Source organism: Streptomyces sp. NPDC060209 (genome assembly GCF_042728155.1).
Lineage (GTDB): Bacteria > Actinomycetota > Actinomycetes > Streptomycetales > Streptomycetaceae > Streptomyces.
This window is the reverse complement of the sequence record NZ_JBHWZS010000150.1, coordinates 1-19,928: the sequence shown is the minus strand read 5'-3', so window position 1 is coordinate 19,928 and position 19,928 is coordinate 1. Positions and strand designations below refer to the sequence as shown.

Genomic DNA, 19,928 nt, shown 5'->3' with positions numbered 1-19,928 from the left:
GACCTTGTGGTCCGGCGGCCCCTTCGCACAGTTGCGGTCCTCAGCGGCGCCGCGCCAACGAGAGCGTGCGTTCCGCGGTCGCCACCACCGCCGCGTCGACGAACCTCCCGTCCGGCAGGGCCTGCGCACCCGCTTCGGTCCGGGATGCCTCCAGGATCTGTTCCGCCGCCTCGACCTCGCGCGCCGTGGGCCGGAACGCCCGCTCGATGACCGGCAGCTGCCGGGGGTGGATCGCCGCCCGGCCGAGCAGGCCGAGATCCCTCCCGTGCGCACAGGACGATCTCAGCCCGGACAGGTCACGCACATCGGGGAACACCGACATCACGGGCGGGTCGAGCCCGGCAGCCCGGGCGGCGATCACCACACGGCTGCGCGGCCAGTCGAGACCGGCATCGTCCCGCACCCCCAGATCCGCCCGGAGATCCGCCTCGCCCAGCGCGATCCCCCGTACGGCGTGATGCGCCCCGGCGATCGAGTACGCGTGCTCGATCGCCAGCGCCGACTCCAGCAGCGGATACAGCGGCACGCCCGGCGCCAGAGCCGCGACATGGTGCACGGACGCCGCATGGGTGATCTTGGGAAGCCTCATCCCGGACAGCCCCGGCAGCCCCGTCAGCGCCTTCACGTCGTCCTCGCCGTGCACCCGGACATGGACCGGCACCGCCATCGGGTCCGCCGTGACCGGATCCGAGAGGAGCTCCGCCGTCGCCGTCCGCGCGTACTCCTTGCGGTCCGGGGCGACCGCGTCCTCCAGGTCGACGATCACCACGTCCGCGCCCGCGCCGAGAGCCTTGCGGACCACCTCGGGCCGGTCCCCGGGAACGTACAGCCAGGTCAGTGCCACCGCCGGGCTGCTCACAGCGCGCCCTCGTCCCGCAGCGCCGCGATCGCCGGCGCGGAGAGGCCGAGCTCCGTCAGGATCTCCTCCGTGTCCGCTCCGTGGGGCCGGCCGGCCCAGCGGATCGCCCCCGGTGTCTCCGAGAGCCGGAACAGCACGTTCTGCATCCGCAACGGTCCCAGCTCGGGGTCGTCGACCTCGGTGATCGTGCCCAGCGCCCGGTACTGGGGATCCTCCATCACATCCCGTACGTCATTGATCGGCGCGATCGCCGCCTCGGCCTTCTCGAACGCGTCCACCGCCTCCTCCCGGGTGCGCCGGGCGATCCAGTGGCCCACCGCCTCGTCGAGTTCGTCGGCGTGATCGGCGCGTGTGCTCCCGGCGGAGAACCACGGCTCCTCGATCAGTTCCGGGCGCCCCACCAGGCGCATCACGCGTTCCGCGACCGACTGGGCGGAGGTCGAGACGGCGACCCAGTGGCCGTCGGCGGTGCGGTAGGTGTTGCGCGGGGCGTTGTTGCGGGAGCGGTTGCCGGTCCGCGGCTGGACGTAACCGAGCTGGTCGTACCAGAGCGGCTGCGGTCCCAGCACGGTCAGGATCGGCTCGATGATCGCCATGTCCACCACCTGTCCGGCCCCGGTGCGGTCACGCCCGGCCAGGGCCGTCATCACCGCGTACGCCGTGGCGAGCGCCGCGATCGAATCGGCGAGCCCGAACGGCGGCAGGGTCGGCGGCCCGTCCGGCTCGCCGGTGACGGCGGCGAAGCCGCTCATCGCCTCGGCGAGGGTGCCGAAGCCGGGCCGGTGGGCGTACGGGCCCGTCTGCCCGAAGCCCGTGACCCTGGCCAGCACCAAGCGCGGGTTGACGGCACGCAGCTCCTCCCAGCCCAGCCCCCAGCGCTCCAGGGTGCCGGGCCGGAAGTTCTCGATGATCACATCGGTGTCCGCGGCCAGCCGCAGCAGCACGTCCCGTCCGCCGGGGGCGGACAGGTCGAGGGTCAGCGTGCGCTTGTTGCGGCCGAGCAGCTTCCACCACAGGCCGATCCCGTCCTTCGCGGGGCCGTGCCCGCGCGAGGGGTCGGGCTTTTGGGGGTGCTCGACCTTGACGACCTCGGCCCCGAAGTCCCCGAGCATGGTGGCCGCGAGCGGCCCGGCGAAGAGCGTGGCGAGGTCCAGGACCCGCAGGCCGGCGAGCGGCGGCACGGTCGTGGAAGCAGTGGTGGCAGTCACGCGGCATCGATCTCGCTTCGGTAGGGCATGGACGTCGACGCGCCGGGTTTCTGCACACAGAGCGCCGCGGCCGAGGAAGCCCAGGCCACCGCCTCGGGCACGGACCGGCCCTCGCCGAGCGCCACGGCGAGCGTGCCGACGAAGGTGTCCCCGGCGCCGGTCGTGTCGACGGCGGTGACCTCGGGGGCCGGGAAGAGGACGGGTTCGCCGCCCCGGGCCGCGTACAGGCAGCCCTTCCGGCCGAGCGTGATCACGACCTCGGGGACCTGCCGGAGCAGGATCTGGGCCGCCGCGTGCGGTTCCCCGGACCCGGTGAGCGCCGCTGCCTCGTGCTCGTTGGGGATCAGCAGGTCGACGGCGTCCAGGAGGCCGGACGGCAGCGGCTGCACGGGGGAGGGGGTGAGGATCGTCCGCACCCCGCGGGCCTTCGCGGTCCGCGCCGCTTCGGTCACCGCGGCCATCGGGAGCTCCAGCTGAAGGAGCAGCAGGCCGGCCGCCGCGACGGCTGCCTTCTCGCCCGGGCCGAGTGCGGTCACGGTGCCGTTCGCGCCGGGGATCACCACGATCGCGTTGGACCCCTCGTCGTCGACGACGATGTGCGCGGTGCCGCTGGGCCCGGCGACGGTGTGCAGCAGATCCGTGTCCACTCCGGCGTGCTCCAGATTCGTCCGGAGCGCCGAGCCGTATTCATCGGTCCCGACCGCACCGATCATCACCACCTCACCTCCCGCGCGGGCCGCGGCGACGGCCTGGTTGGCCCCCTTGCCGCCGGGGACGGTCCGGAACTCCCGTCCGGTGACGGTCTCCCCGCGCCCGGGTGCCCGGGCGACGTAGGCGACCAGGTCCATGTTGGTGCTGCCGAGCACCGCGATCGCTGTCATGGGCGGCGTACCTCCTGATAGGTCAGTTCCGCGAGGGTGTCGAAGCCGATGGAGTCGAAGCCGGGTACGGAGGTGGCGAGGCGGTTCTTCAGCGGGGCGGTCCAGTGGTCGGGCAGCGCGGCGGCCCGCCCGGCCAGCAGGCCCGCGAGTGATCCGGCCGTCGCGCCGTTCGAGTCGGTGTCCCAGCCGCCGGACACCGCGCAGCCGATGGAGCGGCCGAAGTCCCCGTCGGCATGGGTGAGGGCGGCTGCGAGCAGTGCCGCGTTCGGGAGGACGTGCACCCAGTGGTGGGTGGACCCGTAGGTGTCGTGGAGCCGGTCCACGACCGTGTCGAAGTCCCGTTCGGCGCGGGCCGTCCCGATGCCGAGGCGCACCGCGCGCGCATACCGGGAACGAGGCGGCACCACACGCAGCCCTGCCGCCAGGCAGCCGTGCACATCCGTCTCGCCGCCCGCGGCCTCGGCCAGGGCGGCCGCGGTGAACATCGCTCCGTACACCCCGTTGGCCGTGTGAGTGAGGACCGCGTCCCGGTGGGCCTGTTCCGCGGCGGCACCCGGGTCGCCGGGGTGGGTCCAGCCGTGCACATCGGCCCGGATCTGGGCGCCGATCCACTCCCGGAACGGGTTGCGGTGACGCGCGGTGTCCGGCGGCTCGATGCCGTCGAGCAGATTGCGGTAGGCGACGCGCTCCGCGGTGAAGACCCTGCCCGCCGGGAGCTCGTCGAGCCACAGCCGGGCCAGGTCGGACGTGCTGAAACCGCGTCCGTGCCGCTGGAGCAACAGCACTGTCAGCAAGGGGTGGTTGAGGTCGTCGTCCTCCGGCATCCCGTCGATGTTCTCGGCGAGCGAGGTGGGAGCCGAGCGGCGGTTCCACGGGTAGGCGGCAGCCAGTGGGCCGGGTAGCCCGCGCGCCGTGAACCAGGTGGTGAGCGGCCAGTTGCCGGTGGCGCGGGCCAGGGCGCGGATGCCGGCCAGCGGCAGCTTCTCGACCGGCTTGCCCAGCAGACAGCCCGCGGCCCGGCCCAGCCAGGCCGCGTGCAGACGGTCGGGCCCGACGGACACCGCGCGGGTGCGCGGGGCGGGCCAGCGCGGGCAGGCGGCCCGGATCCCGGGAAGGCCCGTCGGCTCGTCCTCGGCCATCGGGCTCTCCAGCAGGGCGAGTTCGTCCAGCAGGTGCTCGGCGAGCGCGCGCAGCCGACGCGGCGCGGCGGGCTCCGACGCCCCCGCCCGCTCCGGGGCCGGGGCGCCGCCCGCCGAGCGCCAGCGCTGTTCGATGTCCCCGGCGTCCCGGCCGTCCTGCGCGGCCTGGCGCAGCTCGTGGCCCACCAGGTCCTCGGGCTGGACCCATGTCAGGCGTACGGTCACCGGCCGTCGCCCGCCAGCACGGCGAACGCCGCCTCGTGCGCGCGGCGCCGTGCCGTGTCCCGTACGAAGATCTCGCGGGCCACCTCCGTCAGGGCCCGCGCCGGGGCGTGGAGATCGAGGCGGCTGGCGTCGGCGACCGTCTTCACCCAGGCCCCGGGGATCGCCTGCTCGCCGTGGAGCGCGCCCGCGAGCGCACCGCTCATCGTGGCGATCGAGTCGCAGTCACGGCCGTAGTTGACCGAGCCGAGCACCGTGCGGCGGTAGTCGCCGTCGCCGACGAGCAGCATGCCGAGCGCGACCGGCAGTTCCTCGATCGAGTGCAGCCGGGAGGGCCGCCGGGCGCCGAGCGAGGGATCACGGTAGTGGGGGCCGACCGTGTCGAACGGGGCGACGGCGGCGCGCAGCGGCACCAGCGCGGACTCGAAGTCCGAGTGGCGGGCGGCCACTTCGCAGACCGACTCGATGGCCGACCGGGTGCCGTCCTTGGCCAGGGCCAGGGCGGCCTCGACGACGGAGGCGGGGGTCGCGTCCGGGGCGCACGCGGCCGCCACCGCGGCGGCCAGGACCCCGGCCGCCTCCCGGCCGTACGAGGACTGGTGGGCACCGGCGACGTCCAGCGCCTCCGCGTACGCGGCCTCCGGGTGGGCGGCGTTCACCAGGCCGACCGGGGCCATGTACATCGCCGCCCCGCAGTTGACGATGTTCCCGGAGCCCGCCTCCCGGGGGTCGGCGTGTCCGTAGTGCAGCCGTGTGACGATCCACTTCTCGGCGAGGAAGATCCGCTGCAGGGGGAGCGCCTCGGCCTCCAGCTCCGGGATCCAGCGGGGCCGTGACATCAGGTCAGGTACGAGGTGGTCGGCGACCGAGTACGCGTCGAGATGGCCGCGCACCGTCTCGTACACCCGGATCAGCGCATGGGTCATCAGAGTGTCGTCGGTGACGTGCCCGTCGCCCTTGTGGTACGGGGCGATGGGGCGTGCGGTGCGCCAGTCGTCGCCGTACCAGGGCCCGACGACGCCGGTCACCCGGCCGCCATGACGCTCGGCGATCTGCTCGGGTGTCCAGCCCTCGACGGGGCCGCCGAGCGCGTCCCCCACGGCCGCGCCGACGAGGGCTCCGGTGATGCGTTCATCCAGGGTGAGCGTCGTGGTGGTCGTGCCGGCCGCGAGCGGTTCGGATGTTTTGTGTGCCATGTCGGAATTGTCCACCCGGGGTGACCGGTTCCGTGGCTGCCAGCAGCCCGGCGAGTTCGATGAGATCCGTGCCGGCGAGTCGGGGCAGCGCGCACCCGGCCAGCGTCCGGCAGGCCTCCCGCCACCCCGCGGGCACCGTCGCCGTCCCGCCCAGCGCCCCGGTCAGGGCCCCGGCGAGCGCGGGCGCCGAATCCGCGACCCGGGACAGACAGGCGGCGGCGGGGACGGCCTGGGCGAACTCGCCCCGGGCGGCGGTCGCCAGGGCGAGGGCGACCGGCACGGTCTCGGCCGCGGCGATCCCGTAGCTGTAGACGTGGTCCACGATCTGGTGCTCCAGCACGGGGACGAGCGCGAAGGCACCCGCCGCCTCGTCCGCGAACTCCCGGGCCAGCCGCACGGCGTGGACGGCGTTGCGGGCGATCTCGGTGCCGTCGGGAAGCTGGTCGAGCGCGGCGTTCACCGCCGTGTCGACGTCCGCCCCGGCGAGGGCCTCGGCGATCGCGGCGGCGACGGCGCGCGCGCCGTGCACCCCGTCACCGTCCTGGGTGTACCGGGCGTCGAACTCGGCGAGCTCGGCCGCCGCCGCCGGGTCGCCGGGGTGCACCACCGCGAGCACGGCGGCCCGCACACAGGCCGCGTCGTCGAAGTAGTGCGGATTGTCGTGGCCGGTGGCGGGCGGGCGCAGCCCGGCGGCCAGATTGCCGAGCCCGGCCCGCACGGAGATCCGGGCCCGTAGCGGAAGGACGGCCGACTCCACCTCGGGCGCGCGGGCACTCGCGGCGGCGACCTTCGCCGCCAGCGCGTTCCACGACCGGTCGATCGCGTCCCGCATCCGGTGGCCGGGGGAGAGGCCCGGGGCGTGGTCGGCTGCGGCGGCCAGCACGGTCCGGGCGGCGAACGCGGCCCACTCGGCGTCGTCGGACGGGCCGAGCCGCAGCGGTTCCGGCGGCTGGTTGAGGGCGATGGGCACGGGGAGTGTCGTCGTCGCGTTCTGCTCCGCGAAGGTGTCCAGCTCACGGGTGAGCCGTCTCGTCCACTCCGGCATCCGCGCGGCCCTGTGACGGGCCGCCGGCCACCCGGCGGCGTCGCCGGCGGCCAGCCCGAGCAGCATCCCCTCGATCCTGGCCTGCCTGCCCGGAGCGCCGCGGCTCCCGGCGCCGCTCTCGGCCGCCGGACCGGCGGTGATCCGGATGGCCACGTGCGGGGCGGACTCCGCCGGTGCGGTGGGCGCACCCTGCGGGGCGCGGCGGCCGGCGGTCACCGGGCGTCCTGCCGGCCGCCGGCGGCCGGAGCACCCGGCCCGGTGCGTACGGGGGTGTGCCACACGGCGCCGGACGACTGCGCGCCGGACGGTGTGGGGCCGGCCGTTCCGTGCCACGGGGAGAAGGACGCGGTGACAGGCTCCCGGCCCGGGCCAGGGGGTACCCCCGGCCGGTCCTCCACCTCGTCCGGGGTCAGCAGCTCCGCGATGTCCAGGACGTGGTAGCCCCGCATCGACGGCAGACAGCTGCCCCGCACCGGGCCGATCGCCGCGGCCCAGTCCCGGGGGATCGCCGACGCCCCGTGCAGGGCACCGGCCAGCGCGCCCGCCACGGCGGCCGTGGTGTCGGCGTCCCGGCCCATGTTCACGGCCGTGAGCACCGCCGTACGGAAATCACCGCGTGCCGCCGTGAGGGCGCCGAAGGCCAGGCCCACCGCCTCGGGCGCCAGGTCCGTCCACGGGTAGCCGCCGATCACCACCGCGGAGCGCACCGCTCGTTCCGCGGCCAGCCGGTCCGGATACGAGCGCTGCGCGGCCGTGACCGCGCGGCGCAAGGAGCGGGCCGTCCAGGAGTCCATGGGTACGACCGAGAGTGCCGCGGCGATCACGGAGGCGAGCCCCGCCCCCACCATCGCGGCCGCCACCCCCGCCGCGACCGCCTGCCCGCCGTAGATGCCCTCCCCGTCATGGCTGACACGTCCGTCCACCGCCACCAGGCGGGCGGCCTCGGCGGGCCGGCCCGCCGCGAAGACCCCGAACGGCGCCGCCCGCATCGCGAGACCGTCGCTCCAGGCGTGCCGGTGCTGGGCCGAGATCGGGGCGGCGAGACCGCGCCGCAGATTCTCCAGCGTGCCGCGCTCGCTGAATCCGGCACCCCGGAACGGCCCCTCGTCCAGATCGGCGATCCAGTGGTGCCAGGCCCGTTCGACATGCGAGACGGTGAGCGCCGATCCGTGCCTGGCCAGCAGCAGGCCCGAGAAGATCGCGTACTCGGTGTCGTCGGTCCCGGCCGGATCGTCGCTGACGAAGCCCTCGATACGGCCCCAGCGGCGGCGGATCTCGGACGGGCGCATGTTCTCCGCCGGGGCGCCGAGCGCGTCCCCCACCGCGAGTCCCAGCAACGCCCCCCGGGCCCGGTCACCCGTGCCGGGGCCCGGACCATCCGCCATGAGCTCCATCGTGTCGCCCTTCGCTCGCACCCGTGAAAACCGGATATGTGAGGTTTGCCCACTCCTGTCGAAGAGAGGCGCGCATTTCGTACAAATCGGCCGCCTGGGTGACGCCCCCGCAGTAGGTAAGTTCGGCCTTCCTTGCTGGCGGGAGGCGGTTTTCGTGCGTACTTTCGACGGTGCGGAGCGGAGGAGGACATGGGGCCCGCTCCCGGAAAAGGGGAGAGCTGTGTCCATCATCGAGACCGACGCCGTACTGCACGAGGCCCACCGCGACAACCACACCCACCGTGACGTCAACGGCGGCTGGCTGCGGCCCGCGGTGTTCGGTGCCATGGACGGTCTCGTCTCCAACCTCGCCCTCATGACGGGCGTCGCCGGAGGGGCGGTCTCCCAGCAGACCATCGTCATCACGGGCCTCGCGGGCCTCGCCGCCGGTGCGTTCTCGATGGCCGCGGGGGAGTACACCTCCGTCGCCTCGCAGCGCGAACTCGTCGAGGCCGAGCTCGCCGTCGAGCGGCGTGAGCTGCGCAAACACCCCAAGGACGAGATGCGGGAGCTCGCCGCGCTCTACGAATCCCGCGGGGTCGAGCCCGCGCTCGCCCAGGAAGTCGCGCGGCAGCTGTCCAGGGACCCTGAGCAGGCACTCGAGATACACGCCCGCGAGGAGCTGGGCATCGACCCGGGAGACCTGCCCTCGCCGCTCGTCGCCGCCCTGTCCTCCTTCGGGGCCTTCGCGCTGGGCGCCCTGCTGCCCCTGCTGCCGTATCTGCTCGGCGCCGGCCAGATGTGGCCCGCCGTGCTGCTCGCCCTGGCCGGCCTGTTCGGCTGCGGGGCGGTGGTCGCCCGGGTGACGGCACGCACCTGGTGGTTCAGCGGACTGCGCCAGCTCGTGCTCGGCGGGGCCGCCGCGGCGATCACGTACGGTCTGGGTGCGCTGTTCGGTGTGGCCGCCGGCTGAGCCCCGAGAGGGGGCGTCCGGTAGGCCCGGGCGCGCCGGGCGGGACTTCCCCGGCACCCCGCGGTGTTGCACGGGTGTGACGTACGTCTTGACGCCCGTCACTGGGCGGATGGGGTAGGGCCACCGTAAAATGAGACGCTATGCAGTGCTGCACATAAGTAGCCGTTACTCGGCGGTTTCGATTCCATGACCGCCGGGCAAGAGCCGTAGACACTCGCGGGCAACGACGCCCGCTCTCTGCGGTCTCCCCGGACGGTGATCCACAAGGATCCGTCCGATCGTGACCCACCCGCACCACGGCTCCGTGGTGTCCGCATGTTGGAACGGGCTATCCGCTTTTTGAGAAGCGTTCCATCATGTAACCTGCACGAAATTTCGCAGAGGGCCAGCGTCGTCCCTCGGCACAGCACATGCCACGACGACGACGGGAGAGCCAATGCGTTCCGACGCCTGGTCGCCCATGGACGGTCGCCCTGTCCAGCAGGGGATGTACGACCCCCGTAACGAGCACGACGCCTGTGGCGTCGGGTTCGTGGCCACTCTGACCGGTGTGGCCAGCCATGAGCTGGTCGAGCAGGCGCTGACCGTATTGCGCAACCTCGAACACCGCGGCGCCACAGGATCCGAGCCCGACTCGGGTGACGGCGCCGGCATTCTCCTTCAGGTCCCGGACGCCTTCCTCCGCGAAGAGGCCGGGTTCGAGCTCCCCGAGGCCGGCTCCTATGCCGTAGGCATCGCCTTCCTGCCCGCGGAGGACTCCACCGACTCCGTCAAGCAGATCGAGAAGATCGCCGCCGAAGAGGGCCTCGACGTCCTCGGCTGGCGCCAGGTCCCGGTCACGCCGGACATCCTCGGCAACGGCGCCCGCGCCGTCATGCCGGAGTTCCGCCAGCTGATCGTCGCCGACGGTACGAGCACCGGCATCGCGCTGGACCGCAAGGCGTTCGTCCTGCGCAAGCGCGCCGAGCGTGAGGCCGGGGTGTACTTCCCCTCGCTCTCCGCACGCACGATCGTCTACAAGGGCATGCTCACCACCGGGCAGCTTGAGCCGTTCTTCCCGGACCTCTCCGACCGCCGCTTCGCCACCACGGTCGCCCTGGTCCACTCCCGCTTCTCCACCAACACCTTCCCCAGCTGGCCGCTCGCCCACCCGTACCGTTTCGTCGCGCACAACGGCGAGATCAACACGGTCAAGGGCAACCGCAACTGGATGAAGGCCCGCGAGTCCCAGCTCGCCTCCAGCCTCTTCGGCGACGCGCAGCTCGACCGCATCTTCCCCGTCTGCACCCCGGACGCCTCCGACTCCGCCTCCTTCGACGAGGTCCTGGAGCTGCTCCACCTCGGCGGCCGCTCGCTGCCGCACTCGGTGCTGATGATGGTCCCCGAGGCGTGGGAGAACCACGCGTCCATGGAGCCGGCCCGCCGAGCCTTCTACCAGTACCACTCCACGATGATGGAGCCCTGGGACGGCCCGGCCTGTGTCACCTTCACCGACGGCGTCCAGGTCGGCGCGGTCCTCGACCGCAACGGTCTGCGCCCCGGCCGCTACTGGGTCACCGACGACGGCCTCGTCGTCCTCTCCTCCGAGGTCGGCGTCCTGGACATCGACCCGGCCAAGGTCGTCCGCAAGGGCCGCCTCCAGCCCGGCAAGATGTTCCTCGTCGACACCGCCGAGCACCGCATCATCGAGGACGACGAGATCAAGGCGTCCCTGGCCGCCGAGAACCCGTACGAGGAGTGGCTGGAAACCGGCGAGATCGAGCTCGAGGACCTCCCCGAGCGCGAGCACATCGTCCACACCCACGCCTCGGTCACCCGCCGGCAGCAGACCTTCGGCTACACCGAGGAGGAGCTCCGCGTCCTCCTCGCGCCGATGGCCCGCACCGCCGGTGAACCCCTCGGCTCCATGGGCACCGACTCGCCGATCGCGGCGCTCTCCGAGCGCCCCCGGCTGCTCTTCGACTACTTCACCCAGCTGTTCGCCCAGGTCACCAACCCGCCGCTGGACGCCATCCGCGAGGAGCTCGTCACCTCGCTGCGCTCCACGCTCGGCCCCGCGGGCAACATCCTGGAGCCGACCGCCGCCGCGTGCCGCAGCGTCACGCTGCCCTTCCCGGTGATCGACAACGATGAGCTGGCCAAGCTCATACACATCAACGCCGACGGCGACATGCCGGGCATGAAGGCCGCCACGCTGTCCGGCCTCTACCGCGTCAGCGGCGGCGGCGAGGCCCTCGCCGCCCGGATCGAGCAGATCACCAACGAGGTCGACGCCGCCATCGAGGACGGCGCCCGCCTCATCGTCCTGTCCGACCGGCACTCCGACGCCGAGCACGCACCGATCCCCTCGCTGCTGCTCACCTCGGCCGTCCACCACCACCTCATCCGTACCAAGCAGCGCACCCAGGTGGGCCTGCTGGTCGAGGCCGGCGACGTCCGCGAGGTCCACCACGTCGCGCTGCTCATCGGTTACGGTGCCGCCGCCGTCAACCCGTACCTCGCGATGGAGTCCGTCGAGGACCTCGTCCGCGCCGGTACGTTCATCGAGGGCATCGAGCCCGAGCTGGCCATCCGCAACCTGATCTACGCCCTCGGCAAGGGCGTCCTGAAGGTCATGTCGAAGATGGGCATCTCGACCGTCGCCTCCTACCGTGGCGCCCAGGTCTTCGAGGCCGTCGGCCTCGACGAGGCCTTCGTCGCCCAGTACTTCAACGGCACCGCCACCAAGATCGGCGGCGCCGGACTCGACGTCGTCGCCAAGGAGGTCGCCGCCCGGCACACCAAGGCGTACCCCGCCTCCGGCATCTCCGCCTCGCACCGCGCGCTGGAGATCGGCGGCGAGTACCAGTGGCGCCGCGAGGGCGAGCCGCACCTGTTCGACCCGGAGACGGTCTTCCGCCTCCAGCACGCCACCCGCAACCGCCGGTACGACATCTTCAAGAAGTACACCGGCCGGGTCAACGAGCAGTCCGAGCGCCTCATGACGCTCCGCGGCCTGTTCGGCTTCAAGAGCGGCCGCGAGCCGATCTCCATCGACGAGGTCGAGTCCGCCGCCGACATCGTCAAGCGCTTCTCCACCGGCGCCATGTCGTACGGCTCCATCTCCCAGGAGGCGCACGAGACGCTCGCCATCGCCATGAACCAGCTGGGCGGCAAGTCCAACACCGGTGAGGGCGGCGAGGACGCCGAGCGTCTCTACGACCCGGCGCGTCGCTCGTCCATCAAGCAGGTCGCCTCCGGCCGCTTCGGTGTCACCAGCGAGTACCTGGTCAACGCGGACGACATCCAGATCAAGATGGCGCAGGGCGCCAAGCCCGGCGAGGGCGGCCAGCTGCCCGGCCACAAGGTCTACCCGTGGGTGGCCAAGACCCGGCACTCCACCCCGGGTGTCGGCCTGATCTCGCCCCCGCCGCACCACGACATCTACTCCATCGAGGACCTGGCTCAGCTGATCCACGACCTCAAGAACGCCAACCCGGCGGCCCGCGTCCACGTGAAGCTGGTCTCCGAGGTAGGCGTCGGAACGGTCGCCGCGGGTGTCTCCAAGGCACACGCGGACGTCGTCCTCATCTCCGGCCACGACGGCGGTACGGGCGCCTCGCCGCTCACCTCGCTCAAGCACGCGGGCGGCCCCTGGGAGCTCGGCCTCGCCGAGACCCAGCAGACCCTGCTGCTCAACGGCCTGCGCGACCGCATCGTCGTCCAGACCGACGGTCAGCTCAAGACCGGCCGCGACGTCGTCATCGCCGCGCTGCTGGGCGCCGAGGAGTTCGGTTTCGCGACCGCGCCGCTCGTCGTCTCCGGCTGCGTCATGATGCGCGTCTGCCACCTGGACACCTGTCCGGTCGGCATCGCCACCCAGAACCCCGTCCTGCGCGACCGGTTCTCCGGCAAGGCCGAATACATCGTCAACTTCTTCGAGTTCATCGCCGAAGAGGTCCGCGAGATCCTCGCCGAGCTCGGCTTCCGCACGATCGAGGAGGCCGTCGGCCACGCCGAACTCCTCGACACCGAGCGGGCCGTCACCCACTGGAAGGCGCAGGGCCTCGACCTCGAGCCCCTCTTCTACGTGCCCGAGCTCCCCGAGGGCGCGGTGCGCCACCAGATCGCCGAGCAGGACCACGGCCTGGCCAAGGCACTCGACAACGAGCTGATCAAGCTCGCCGCCGACGCCCTGGGCGCCGACAGCGCCGAGGCCGCACAGCCCGTACGAGCGCAGATCGCGATCCGCAACATCAACCGGACCGTCGGCACCATGCTCGGCCACGAGGTGACCAAGAAGTTCGGCGGTGCGGGTCTGCCCGACGACACCATCGACATCACCTTCACCGGGTCCGCGGGCCAGTCCTTCGGCGCCTTCGTACCGCGCGGTGTGACGCTGCGCCTGGAGGGCGACGCCAACGACTACGTCGGCAAGGGCCTCTCCGGCGGCCGCGTCATCGTCCGCCCGGACCGCGGCGCCGACCACCTCGCCGAGTACTCCACCATCGCCGGCAACACCATCGGCTACGGTGCGACCGGCGGCGAGCTGTTCCTCCGCGGCCGGACCGGCGAGCGCTTCTGCGTCCGCAACTCCGGTGCCACGGTCGTCTCGGAGGGCGTGGGCGACCACGGCTGCGAGTACATGACCGGCGGTCACGCGGTCGTCCTCGGTGAGACGGGACGCAACTTCGCCGCGGGCATGTCCGGCGGTGTCGCGTACGTCATCGACCTCGACCTCGACAACGTCAACACCGGCAACATCGGCGCCGTCGAGACCCTCGACGACACCGACACGCAGTGGCTGCACGACGTCGTGCGCCGCCACCAGGAGGAGACCGGCTCCACGGTCGCCGAGAAGCTGCTGGCCGACTGGGACACCGCGGCCGCCCGCTTCAGCAAGATCATCCCGTCCACCTACAAGGCAGTGCTCGCCGCCAAGGACGCCGCTGAGCTCGCCGGTCTCTCCGAGCAGGAGACCACCGAGAAGATGATGGAGGCGGCGACCAATGGCTGACCCCAAGGGCTTCCTGACCACCGGACGCGAGGTCGCCAAGACCCGCCCCGTCGGCGAGCGTGTCAAGGACTGGAACGAGGTCTACGTTCCGGGATCGCTGCTGCCGATCATCAGCAAGCAGGCCGGCCGCTGCATGGACTGCGGCATCCCGTTCTGCCACAACGGCTGTCCGCTCGGAAATCTCATCCCCGAGTGGAACGACTACGCCTACCGCGAGGACTGGTCGGCGGCGTCCGAGCGCCTGCACGCCACGAACAACTTCCCGGAGTTCACGGGCCGCCTGTGCCCCGCTCCGTGCGAGTCGGCGTGCGTCCTCGGCATCAACCAGCCGGCCGTCACCATCAAGAACGTCGAAGTCAGCATCATCGACAAGGCGTGGGACAGCGGCGACGTCACCCCGCAGCCGCCCGAGCGCCTCTCCGGCAAGACCGTCGCCGTCATCGGCTCGGGCCCGGCCGGCCTCGCCGCCGCCCAGCAGCTGACCCGCGCCGGCCACACGGTCGCCGTCTTCGAGCGCGCGGACCGCATCGGAGGCCTCCTCCGCTACGGCATCCCCGAGTTCAAGATGGAGAAGTCGCACATCAACCGCCGCATCGAGCAGATGCGCGCCGAAGGCACCAAGTTCCGCACGGAGGTGGAGATCGGCAAGGACATCGACGCCGCCAAGCTCCGCCGCCGCTACGACGCCGTCGTCATCGCGGCCGGTGCCACCGTCTCCCGCGACCTGCCCGTCCCGGGCCGCGAGCTGAACGGCGTGCACTTCGCCATGGAGTACCTCCCGCTCGCCAACAAGGTGCAGGAGGGCGACCTGACGGTCTCCCCGATCACCGCCGAGGGCAAGCACGTCGTCGTCATCGGCGGCGGCGACACCGGCGCCGACTGCGTCGGCACCGCCCACCGGCAGGGCGCGGCCTCCGTCACCCAGCTGGAGATCATGCCGCAGCCGGGCGAGGAGCGTAACGCCAACCAGCCCTGGCCGACCTTCCCGATGCTCTACAAGGTCACCTCCGCGCACGAGGAGGGCGGCGAGCGGCTCTACTCCGTCTCCACCACCCACTTCGAGGGCGACGAGGACGGCAACGTCCAGTCCCTGCACCTCATCGAGGTGGAGTTCAAGGACGGCAAGCTGGAGCAGAAGGCCGGCACCGAGCGCGTCATCCCGGCCCAGCTCGTCACCCTGGCCATGGGCTTCACCGGCACGGACCAGGCCAACGGCCTCGTCCAGCAGTTCGGCCTCGAGCTCGACGAGCGCGGCAACGTCGCGCGCGACGAGGACTACGCGACCAACGTCGACGGCGTCTACGTCGCCGGTGACGCGGGCCGCGGCCAGTCCCTCATCGTGTGGGCCATCGCCGAGGGCCGCTCCGCGGCCCGCGGTGTGGACCGCTTCCTGACCGGGACCAGCGCACTGCACGCCCCGATCCGCCCGACGGACCGTTCCCTGATGGTCTGATCACGGCACACAGACGTCCCGTACAACGGCGTACGGAACTGAACGCGGCGCTCGCCCCGTCCCCGACCGGACAAGGGCGGGCGCTGCGGCGCGTCCGGGTCAGCTGACCAGTGCCAGCGCGGACACGGCGGCCAGGGTGCCCGTCACCGACAGCACCAGACCGGTGATCAGGAACCGGCCCATGTCGATCCGCGTCCCGTGCCAGCGGCACCGCTCGAACCACAGCAGCGTCGCCAAGGACGCCCACGGGGTGACGAGCGGCCCCACGTTCACGCCGATCAGCAGAGCCAGCAACTGCTCGTGGTTCCCGACCGGGATGACCGCCTCGCCCGCCAGATAGGCCGGCAGGTTGTTCAGGACGTTCGACAGCCCCGCCCCCACCGCCGCCGACCGCAGCATCCCCAGGAAGCCGTTGTCCGAGCCGAGCGCGGACTCCAGCAGCTCGTGCAGGCCGTGCGCGTTGACGGTCTCGACCACCAGGAACATCCCCGGGACCAGCACCAGCAGCCGCCACGGCACCAGGGACAGCCGCAGCTCCTGCCTGCGCCGCACGGCGAACGCCACCACGACGACCACCATCGCGGTCAGCGAAGCCGACCAGAGCGGAACGTCCGCGACCAGGATCGCCAGCAGGAAGCCCGCACAGGCCACCGAGCAGATCCGCAGCAGGACGGGGTCCTCGGCCACCGGAGGTCCCGGTGGGGAGTACCGGTCCGCGCCGCGCCGGCCACGCCGCCAGTAGAAGACCCACAGGCAGACCGCCGTCATGGCGATCGACGCTAGCTGGGGCAGCCACATCACCGCGGCGAGACCGGAAGGCGAGAGCGCCACCCGGTCCGCCGCCAGCAGATTCGTCAGATTCGAGACCGGCAGCAGCAGACTCGCGGTGTTGGCGAGCCATACCGTGGTCATCGCCAGGGGCACCGCCGCGATCCCCACCCGGGCGGCCAGCGCCAGCATGACCGGGGTGAGCAGCACCGCCGTGGTGTCCAGATTCAGCGTGATCGTGGTGAGCGAGGCGAACAGCACGCACAGCCCGAAGAGCAGCGGATACCGTCCCCGCCCCGCCCGCGCCACCCAGGCCGACACCACGTCGAAGACCTGCGCCCGGCCCGTCAGTTCCGCCATCACGATCACGGTGCCCAGGAACACCACCAGCGGCCCTACGCGCCGCATCTCCTCCGCGGCGGGACCCGAGGGCAGCAGCCCGGTAGCCACCGCGAGCAGCCCCAGGGCCAGCAGGCCGCCCGCGAGCCAGTCGAGCGGGTGCAGCCGCCGGACGAACCCGCCCGGCCCGTCACCGGGGCCGTCGTCCCCGGAGCCCCCGGACCCCGATCCTGAGAAATCTCTCACCATGGGACGATAATCCCAGAAGGTGGAATCAGTTCTGGGACCTGTGAGGCCGGCCGTCAGGCCGCCCCGGTCAGAGCTGCCGTCCGTACGGCGACCACCGCGGCCAGCAGCACGACCAGGACCGCCCCGCCCGCCAGTTGGGTCGCGGACGTCCGCAGCTTCGCCGGCGCGTACGCGAGCCCGTAGGTCACCAGACCACCGGTCAGCAGCCCGCCGAGGTGCCCCTCCCACGAGGTGAACGCGGCGGAGATGACCATCCAGAGCAGGAAGCCCGCCATGAAGCGGTTGACCGCCCGCATGTCCCGGCCCAGACGCCGATTGATGACGTAGAAGGACGCCGCCAGACCGAAGATCGCGCCCGAGGCGCCGACCGCCGTCGTCTCCGGCGAGACGAGGTACACCAGCACCGAACCGCCCACCGCGGACAGCAGATACAGCGCCAGATACCGCGCCCGGCCGAGCTGGCCCTCCACGACCCGGCCGAGATTCCACAGTGCGAGCATGTTGAAGACCAGGTGCATCACACCGAACGACGCGTCGGGCGGCAGGTGCAGGAAGGCACCCGTCAGCAGCCGGTACCACTCCCCGTCGGCCACCCCGGTCAGCTCGAAGCCCGGATAGGTCTCGCCCTTGTAGTAGTACTGCCCGCCCGACGGGTCGACCAGCACCGCCCCCAGCATCCCGAACCGGTCCACCGTCTCGGACCTGACCACCTCGACCACGTACGCCACGATGTTCAGCGTCATCAGCACATACGTCACGATCGGCGCCGCGGCGCCCGTCACCGCACCGCCGAACAGCGAACGGGCCTGGCGGACCGAACGCTGCCCCTCCTTGACGCACTCCACGCAGTGGTGCCCGACCGACGCCTCACGCATGCAGTCGGGGCAGATGTAGCGGTCGCAGCGCGTGCAGCTCACATACGTCTCGTAGGACGGGTGGCGATAACACGTGGTGGCGGCGGCCTCCATGGCCGGCTCCTTCATTCGTGGACGGGGAGGAGCGCCGCAGGGGGCGGCGGCGCTCAAGATAGCGAACGCAGGTGAAGGGCGGCACACCTGGGTGCCGGGGTGCCATACGCCCGGAACTCCCGCAGCCACCAGGGCGGAAGCCCGCGGCCGGACGGGAGAACCGCATGACCGGCTCCGCAGGTCCGCCTATCGGTCTCCAGGCACACGACCGATGCGACGCGGTGGCGTCCGATCCGGTGAAGCTCGACGAAACACGACAGAAGATGTCCTGATTACGCGGTTCGATGGCACGCATGACATCGAGCGCGACACCGAGTTCATGGCAGGACTTCCGCGCGGCGGAGCCCGCCTTCGCCGACACCGTGCGGAAACGGTTCCAGCAGTACAAGCACCACGTCCTCGCGACCGTGCGCGCGGACGGATCACCCCGGGTCACCGGCCTGGAGGTGGAGTTCCGCATGGACGCGCTGTGGTTCGGCATGATGCCGAACTCCCGCAAGGCGCTGGATCTGCGGCGCGACCCGCGCTTCGCCATCCAGGCCAACCCGGGGCCGGACGCGGAGATGGCCGACGGAGACATCCGTGTTTCCGGGCGGGCGGTGGAGGTCACCGACGCCGCCGTGCTGGCCCGCTTCGTCGACGAGGTGACACCTCCGGAGCCCTTCCTGCTCTTCCGCGCCGACCCCGCGGAGGTGGTCCGCACCGGGCTCGACGGCGACGACCTCGTCGTACAGGTCTGGCGCCCCGGCCACCCCCTGCGCACCCTGCGCAGGGGAGCCGACGACAGTCCCGTCCGCGAGTCGTGACGCCCTGACCTGCGGCCACGCTGCCGGGCGCCGCGTGGCCGGGCGGACAATGGGGGAGTGCCCACCAAGAAGAAGCCCACGGCGGCCTCCCGGCCCGAGCGCCGCCCCGAACTGCTGGCCATCGCCGCACAGGTCTTCGCCGCACAGGGATACGACGCCACCACCGTCCGCAGGATCGCGGACGAGGCCGGGATGCTCGCAGGCAGCCTCTACCACCACTTCGATTCGAAGGAGTCGATGGTCGACGAGATCCTCTCGGCCTTCCTGTCCGGGCTGCGGACCGCGTACGACACCGTGCTCGACGCCGGGCTCGGCCCCCGGGAAACGCTCGAGGCGCTGGTCACCGAGTCCTTCCACCACATCGGACGGAACAGGGCCGCCGCCGCCATCTACCGGACGGAGGCCGCGCACCTCGCCACCCGGCCCGGCTTCCAGTACCTCACCGAAGCGCGGCCGGTGTTCGAGCAGGCCCTGAGCCGCACGCTGGAGCGCGGCCTCGCCGGCGGGGCGTTCCGGGTGGATCTGGACACCCGGCTCACCTGCCGTTTCATCCGCGACGCGGTCTGGGGCGCGGCGTCCTGGGGCGGGCCCGGCGTCGGCCATGACCCCGCGGACCTCGCCCGCCAGTACCTCGCGCTCCTGCTGGACGGCCTCACGCCCCGCACCTGACGCCCGCCGGAGCCCCGGCGCGGCCATGTCCGCCCCGGTGGCACCTGTTCGGCGTAACCCCTGCCGCGGATCCGGCCGCCCCGCGGCGGGCGACCGAGGGCGCGCATGTACGGCATCCGGGTGAAACCGGCTCCCGCGCGAGGGCGGCCTGGGACCTGCCGGACCGTCCCGGACGACTCCGCGGAAGGAGAAGTTCCGCCACCGCCCGCCACCCGGCGAAGGGCGCGCAGCCCTTGGGGGAACAGAGCGGGAAGCATCCGGGAACGATTTCGGAACCCGCCGTGAACGGTCCCCGCCGCCGGGCCGGCCGACAGACTTCTCGGCGCGCCGAGGCGGAGTGATCTGCCGCCCGCCGACAGAACGTGCTACGGTTGCCGAGTTGCAGTTTTGGTACCCATGAACTTTATGTGCGCCTGACGGGAACCCTCCTCAGGCGCTTTATTGTTTTCCGGCTTTCTCCGGATGGGGCTCAATGCGGCGACTTGGAATTCGTAAAGTGCGGATTTCCGGCACTGCACCTCTTTTAGGAGAATGACATGGCTACTGGAACCGTGAAGTGGTTCAACTCGGAAAAGGGCTTCGGCTTCATCGAGCAGGACGGCGGCGGCGCCGACGTCTTCGCCCACTACTCCAACATCGCCACCCAGGGCTTCCGTGAGCTCCAGGAGGGCCAGAAGGTCTCCTTCGACGTCACGCAGGGCCAGAAGGGCCCGCAGGCGGAGAACATCGTCCCGGCCTAATTGCCGGACGCGTACCTCGCAGCCGGGGCCCGCACCGTGAAGGC

15 protein-coding genes are annotated in these 19,928 nt (G+C 71.9%); 6 read left to right on the top strand and 9 right to left on the bottom strand.

The window, feature by feature from the left end; all coding sequences use genetic code 11:
• Positions 1–40 precede the first annotated feature (40 nt).
• Genes ACFWFI_RS25585 through ACFWFI_RS25555 form a run of 7 tightly spaced genes read right to left on the bottom strand, consistent with a single transcriptional unit; the run spans position 41 to position 7,944 of the window.
• Positions 41–859 (bottom strand): HpcH/HpaI aldolase/citrate lyase family protein, encoded by an 819-nt coding sequence (locus tag ACFWFI_RS25585; protein WP_387394422.1) that lies wholly within the window; start codon positions 857–859, stop codon positions 41–43.
• Positions 856–2,067: a CaiB/BaiF CoA transferase family protein gene (locus tag ACFWFI_RS25580; protein ID WP_387394419.1), complete on the bottom strand. Its 1,212-nt coding sequence runs from the start codon at positions 2,065–2,067 to the stop codon at positions 856–858. The genes ACFWFI_RS25585 and ACFWFI_RS25580 overlap by 4 nt, the downstream gene beginning before the upstream one ends.
• Complete coding sequence (gene rbsK, locus ACFWFI_RS25575; RefSeq protein WP_387394418.1) at positions 2,064–2,948, bottom strand: ribokinase; 885 nt, start codon at positions 2,946–2,948, stop codon at positions 2,064–2,066. The genes ACFWFI_RS25580 and rbsK overlap by 4 nt, the downstream gene beginning before the upstream one ends.
• Positions 2,945–4,312 (bottom strand): ADP-ribosylglycohydrolase family protein, encoded by a 1,368-nt coding sequence (locus ACFWFI_RS25570; RefSeq protein WP_387394416.1) that lies wholly within the window; start codon positions 4,310–4,312, stop codon positions 2,945–2,947. Before ACFWFI_RS25570 ends, rbsK begins: the two co-directional genes overlap by 4 nt.
• Positions 4,309–5,505: an ADP-ribosylglycohydrolase family protein gene (locus tag ACFWFI_RS25565; RefSeq protein ID WP_387394414.1), complete on the bottom strand. Its 1,197-nt coding sequence runs from the start codon at positions 5,503–5,505 to the stop codon at positions 4,309–4,311. Before ACFWFI_RS25565 ends, ACFWFI_RS25570 begins: the two co-directional genes overlap by 4 nt.
• Positions 5,441–6,766 carry an ADP-ribosylglycohydrolase family protein gene (locus ACFWFI_RS25560; protein WP_387394412.1) on the bottom strand — a complete coding sequence of 442 codons (1,326 nt, stop codon included), beginning with the start codon at positions 6,764–6,766 and terminating at the stop codon, positions 5,441–5,443. Before ACFWFI_RS25560 ends, ACFWFI_RS25565 begins: the two co-directional genes overlap by 65 nt.
• Positions 6,763–7,944, bottom strand: a complete 1,182-nt coding sequence (locus ACFWFI_RS25555; protein WP_387394410.1) for an ADP-ribosylglycohydrolase family protein — start codon at positions 7,942–7,944, stop codon at positions 6,763–6,765. Before ACFWFI_RS25555 ends, ACFWFI_RS25560 begins: the two co-directional genes overlap by 4 nt.
• Before the next feature lie 220 nt (positions 7,945–8,164).
• On the opposite strand from ACFWFI_RS25555, the gene ACFWFI_RS25550 reads away from it, so the two are divergent.
• The 3 genes from ACFWFI_RS25550 (at position 8,165) to ACFWFI_RS25540 (ending at position 15,345) form a co-directional block, all read left to right on the top strand.
• The gene (locus tag ACFWFI_RS25550) at positions 8,165–8,896 is read left to right on the top strand and encodes a VIT1/CCC1 transporter family protein (protein WP_387394408.1); all 732 of its coding nucleotides are present in this window, start codon (positions 8,165–8,167) and stop codon (positions 8,894–8,896) included.
• Between the two features lie 436 nt (positions 8,897–9,332).
• The gene (gltB, locus tag ACFWFI_RS25545; RefSeq protein ID WP_387394406.1) at positions 9,333–13,892 is read left to right on the top strand and encodes a glutamate synthase large subunit; all 4,560 of its coding nucleotides are present in this window, start codon (positions 9,333–9,335) and stop codon (positions 13,890–13,892) included.
• A complete protein-coding gene (locus tag ACFWFI_RS25540) occupies positions 13,885–15,345 on the top strand; it encodes a glutamate synthase subunit beta (RefSeq protein ID WP_387394405.1) in 1,461 nt (486 codons plus the stop codon). Before gltB ends, ACFWFI_RS25540 begins: the two co-directional genes overlap by 8 nt.
• A 99-nt stretch (positions 15,346–15,444) precedes the next feature.
• On the opposite strand, the gene ACFWFI_RS25535 is transcribed toward ACFWFI_RS25540, so the two are convergent.
• Positions 15,445–16,701: an SLC13 family permease gene (locus tag ACFWFI_RS25535; RefSeq protein WP_387394404.1), complete on the bottom strand. Its 1,257-nt coding sequence runs from the start codon at positions 16,699–16,701 to the stop codon at positions 15,445–15,447.
• Positions 16,702–16,754: 53 nt separating this feature from the next.
• Positions 16,755–17,669, bottom strand: coding sequence for a rhomboid family intramembrane serine protease (locus ACFWFI_RS25530; protein WP_387394402.1), 915 nt, complete (start codon positions 17,667–17,669; stop codon positions 16,755–16,757).
• A gap of 293 nt (positions 17,670–17,962) precedes the next feature.
• Here ACFWFI_RS25530 and ACFWFI_RS25525 point away from each other — a divergent pair, with 293 nt between their 5' ends.
• The 3 genes from ACFWFI_RS25525 (at position 17,963) to ACFWFI_RS25515 (ending at position 19,884) form a co-directional block, all read left to right on the top strand.
• The gene (locus ACFWFI_RS25525) at positions 17,963–18,475 is read left to right on the top strand and encodes a pyridoxamine 5'-phosphate oxidase family protein (RefSeq protein WP_387394400.1); all 513 of its coding nucleotides are present in this window, start codon (positions 17,963–17,965) and stop codon (positions 18,473–18,475) included.
• A gap of 57 nt (positions 18,476–18,532) precedes the next feature.
• Entirely contained in the window at positions 18,533–19,144 is a 612-nt protein-coding gene (locus ACFWFI_RS25520; RefSeq protein WP_387394398.1) for a TetR/AcrR family transcriptional regulator, read from the top strand.
• A gap of 536 nt (positions 19,145–19,680) precedes the next feature.
• The gene (locus ACFWFI_RS25515) at positions 19,681–19,884 is read left to right on the top strand and encodes a cold-shock protein (RefSeq protein WP_015607926.1); all 204 of its coding nucleotides are present in this window, start codon (positions 19,681–19,683) and stop codon (positions 19,882–19,884) included.
• Positions 19,885–19,928 lie beyond the last annotated feature (44 nt).

What these genes read in the sequence shown, in the direction of transcription:
- gltB (WP_387394406.1), top strand. Translation starts at nt 9,333, where the DNA reads ATGCGTTCCGACGCCTGGTCGCCCATGGACGGTCGCCCTGTCCAGCAG.
- ACFWFI_RS25565 (WP_387394414.1), bottom strand. Translation starts at nt 5,505, where the DNA reads ATGGCACACAAAACATCCGAACCGCTCGCGGCCGGCACGACCACCACG.
- ACFWFI_RS25535 (WP_387394404.1), bottom strand. Translation starts at nt 16,701, where the DNA reads ATGGTGAGAGATTTCTCAGGATCGGGGTCCGGGGGCTCCGGGGACGAC.
- rbsK (WP_387394418.1), bottom strand. Translation starts at nt 2,948, where the DNA reads ATGACAGCGATCGCGGTGCTCGGCAGCACCAACATGGACCTGGTCGCC.
- ACFWFI_RS25555 (WP_387394410.1), bottom strand. Translation starts at nt 7,944, where the DNA reads ATGGAGCTCATGGCGGATGGTCCGGGCCCCGGCACGGGTGACCGGGCC.
- ACFWFI_RS25515 (WP_015607926.1), top strand. Translation starts at nt 19,681, where the DNA reads ATGGCTACTGGAACCGTGAAGTGGTTCAACTCGGAAAAGGGCTTCGGC.
- ACFWFI_RS25525 (WP_387394400.1), top strand. Translation starts at nt 17,963, where the DNA reads ATGACATCGAGCGCGACACCGAGTTCATGGCAGGACTTCCGCGCGGCG.
- ACFWFI_RS25540 (WP_387394405.1), top strand. Translation starts at nt 13,885, where the DNA reads ATGGCTGACCCCAAGGGCTTCCTGACCACCGGACGCGAGGTCGCCAAG.
- ACFWFI_RS25530 (WP_387394402.1), bottom strand. Translation starts at nt 17,669, where the DNA reads ATGGAGGCCGCCGCCACCACGTGTTATCGCCACCCGTCCTACGAGACG.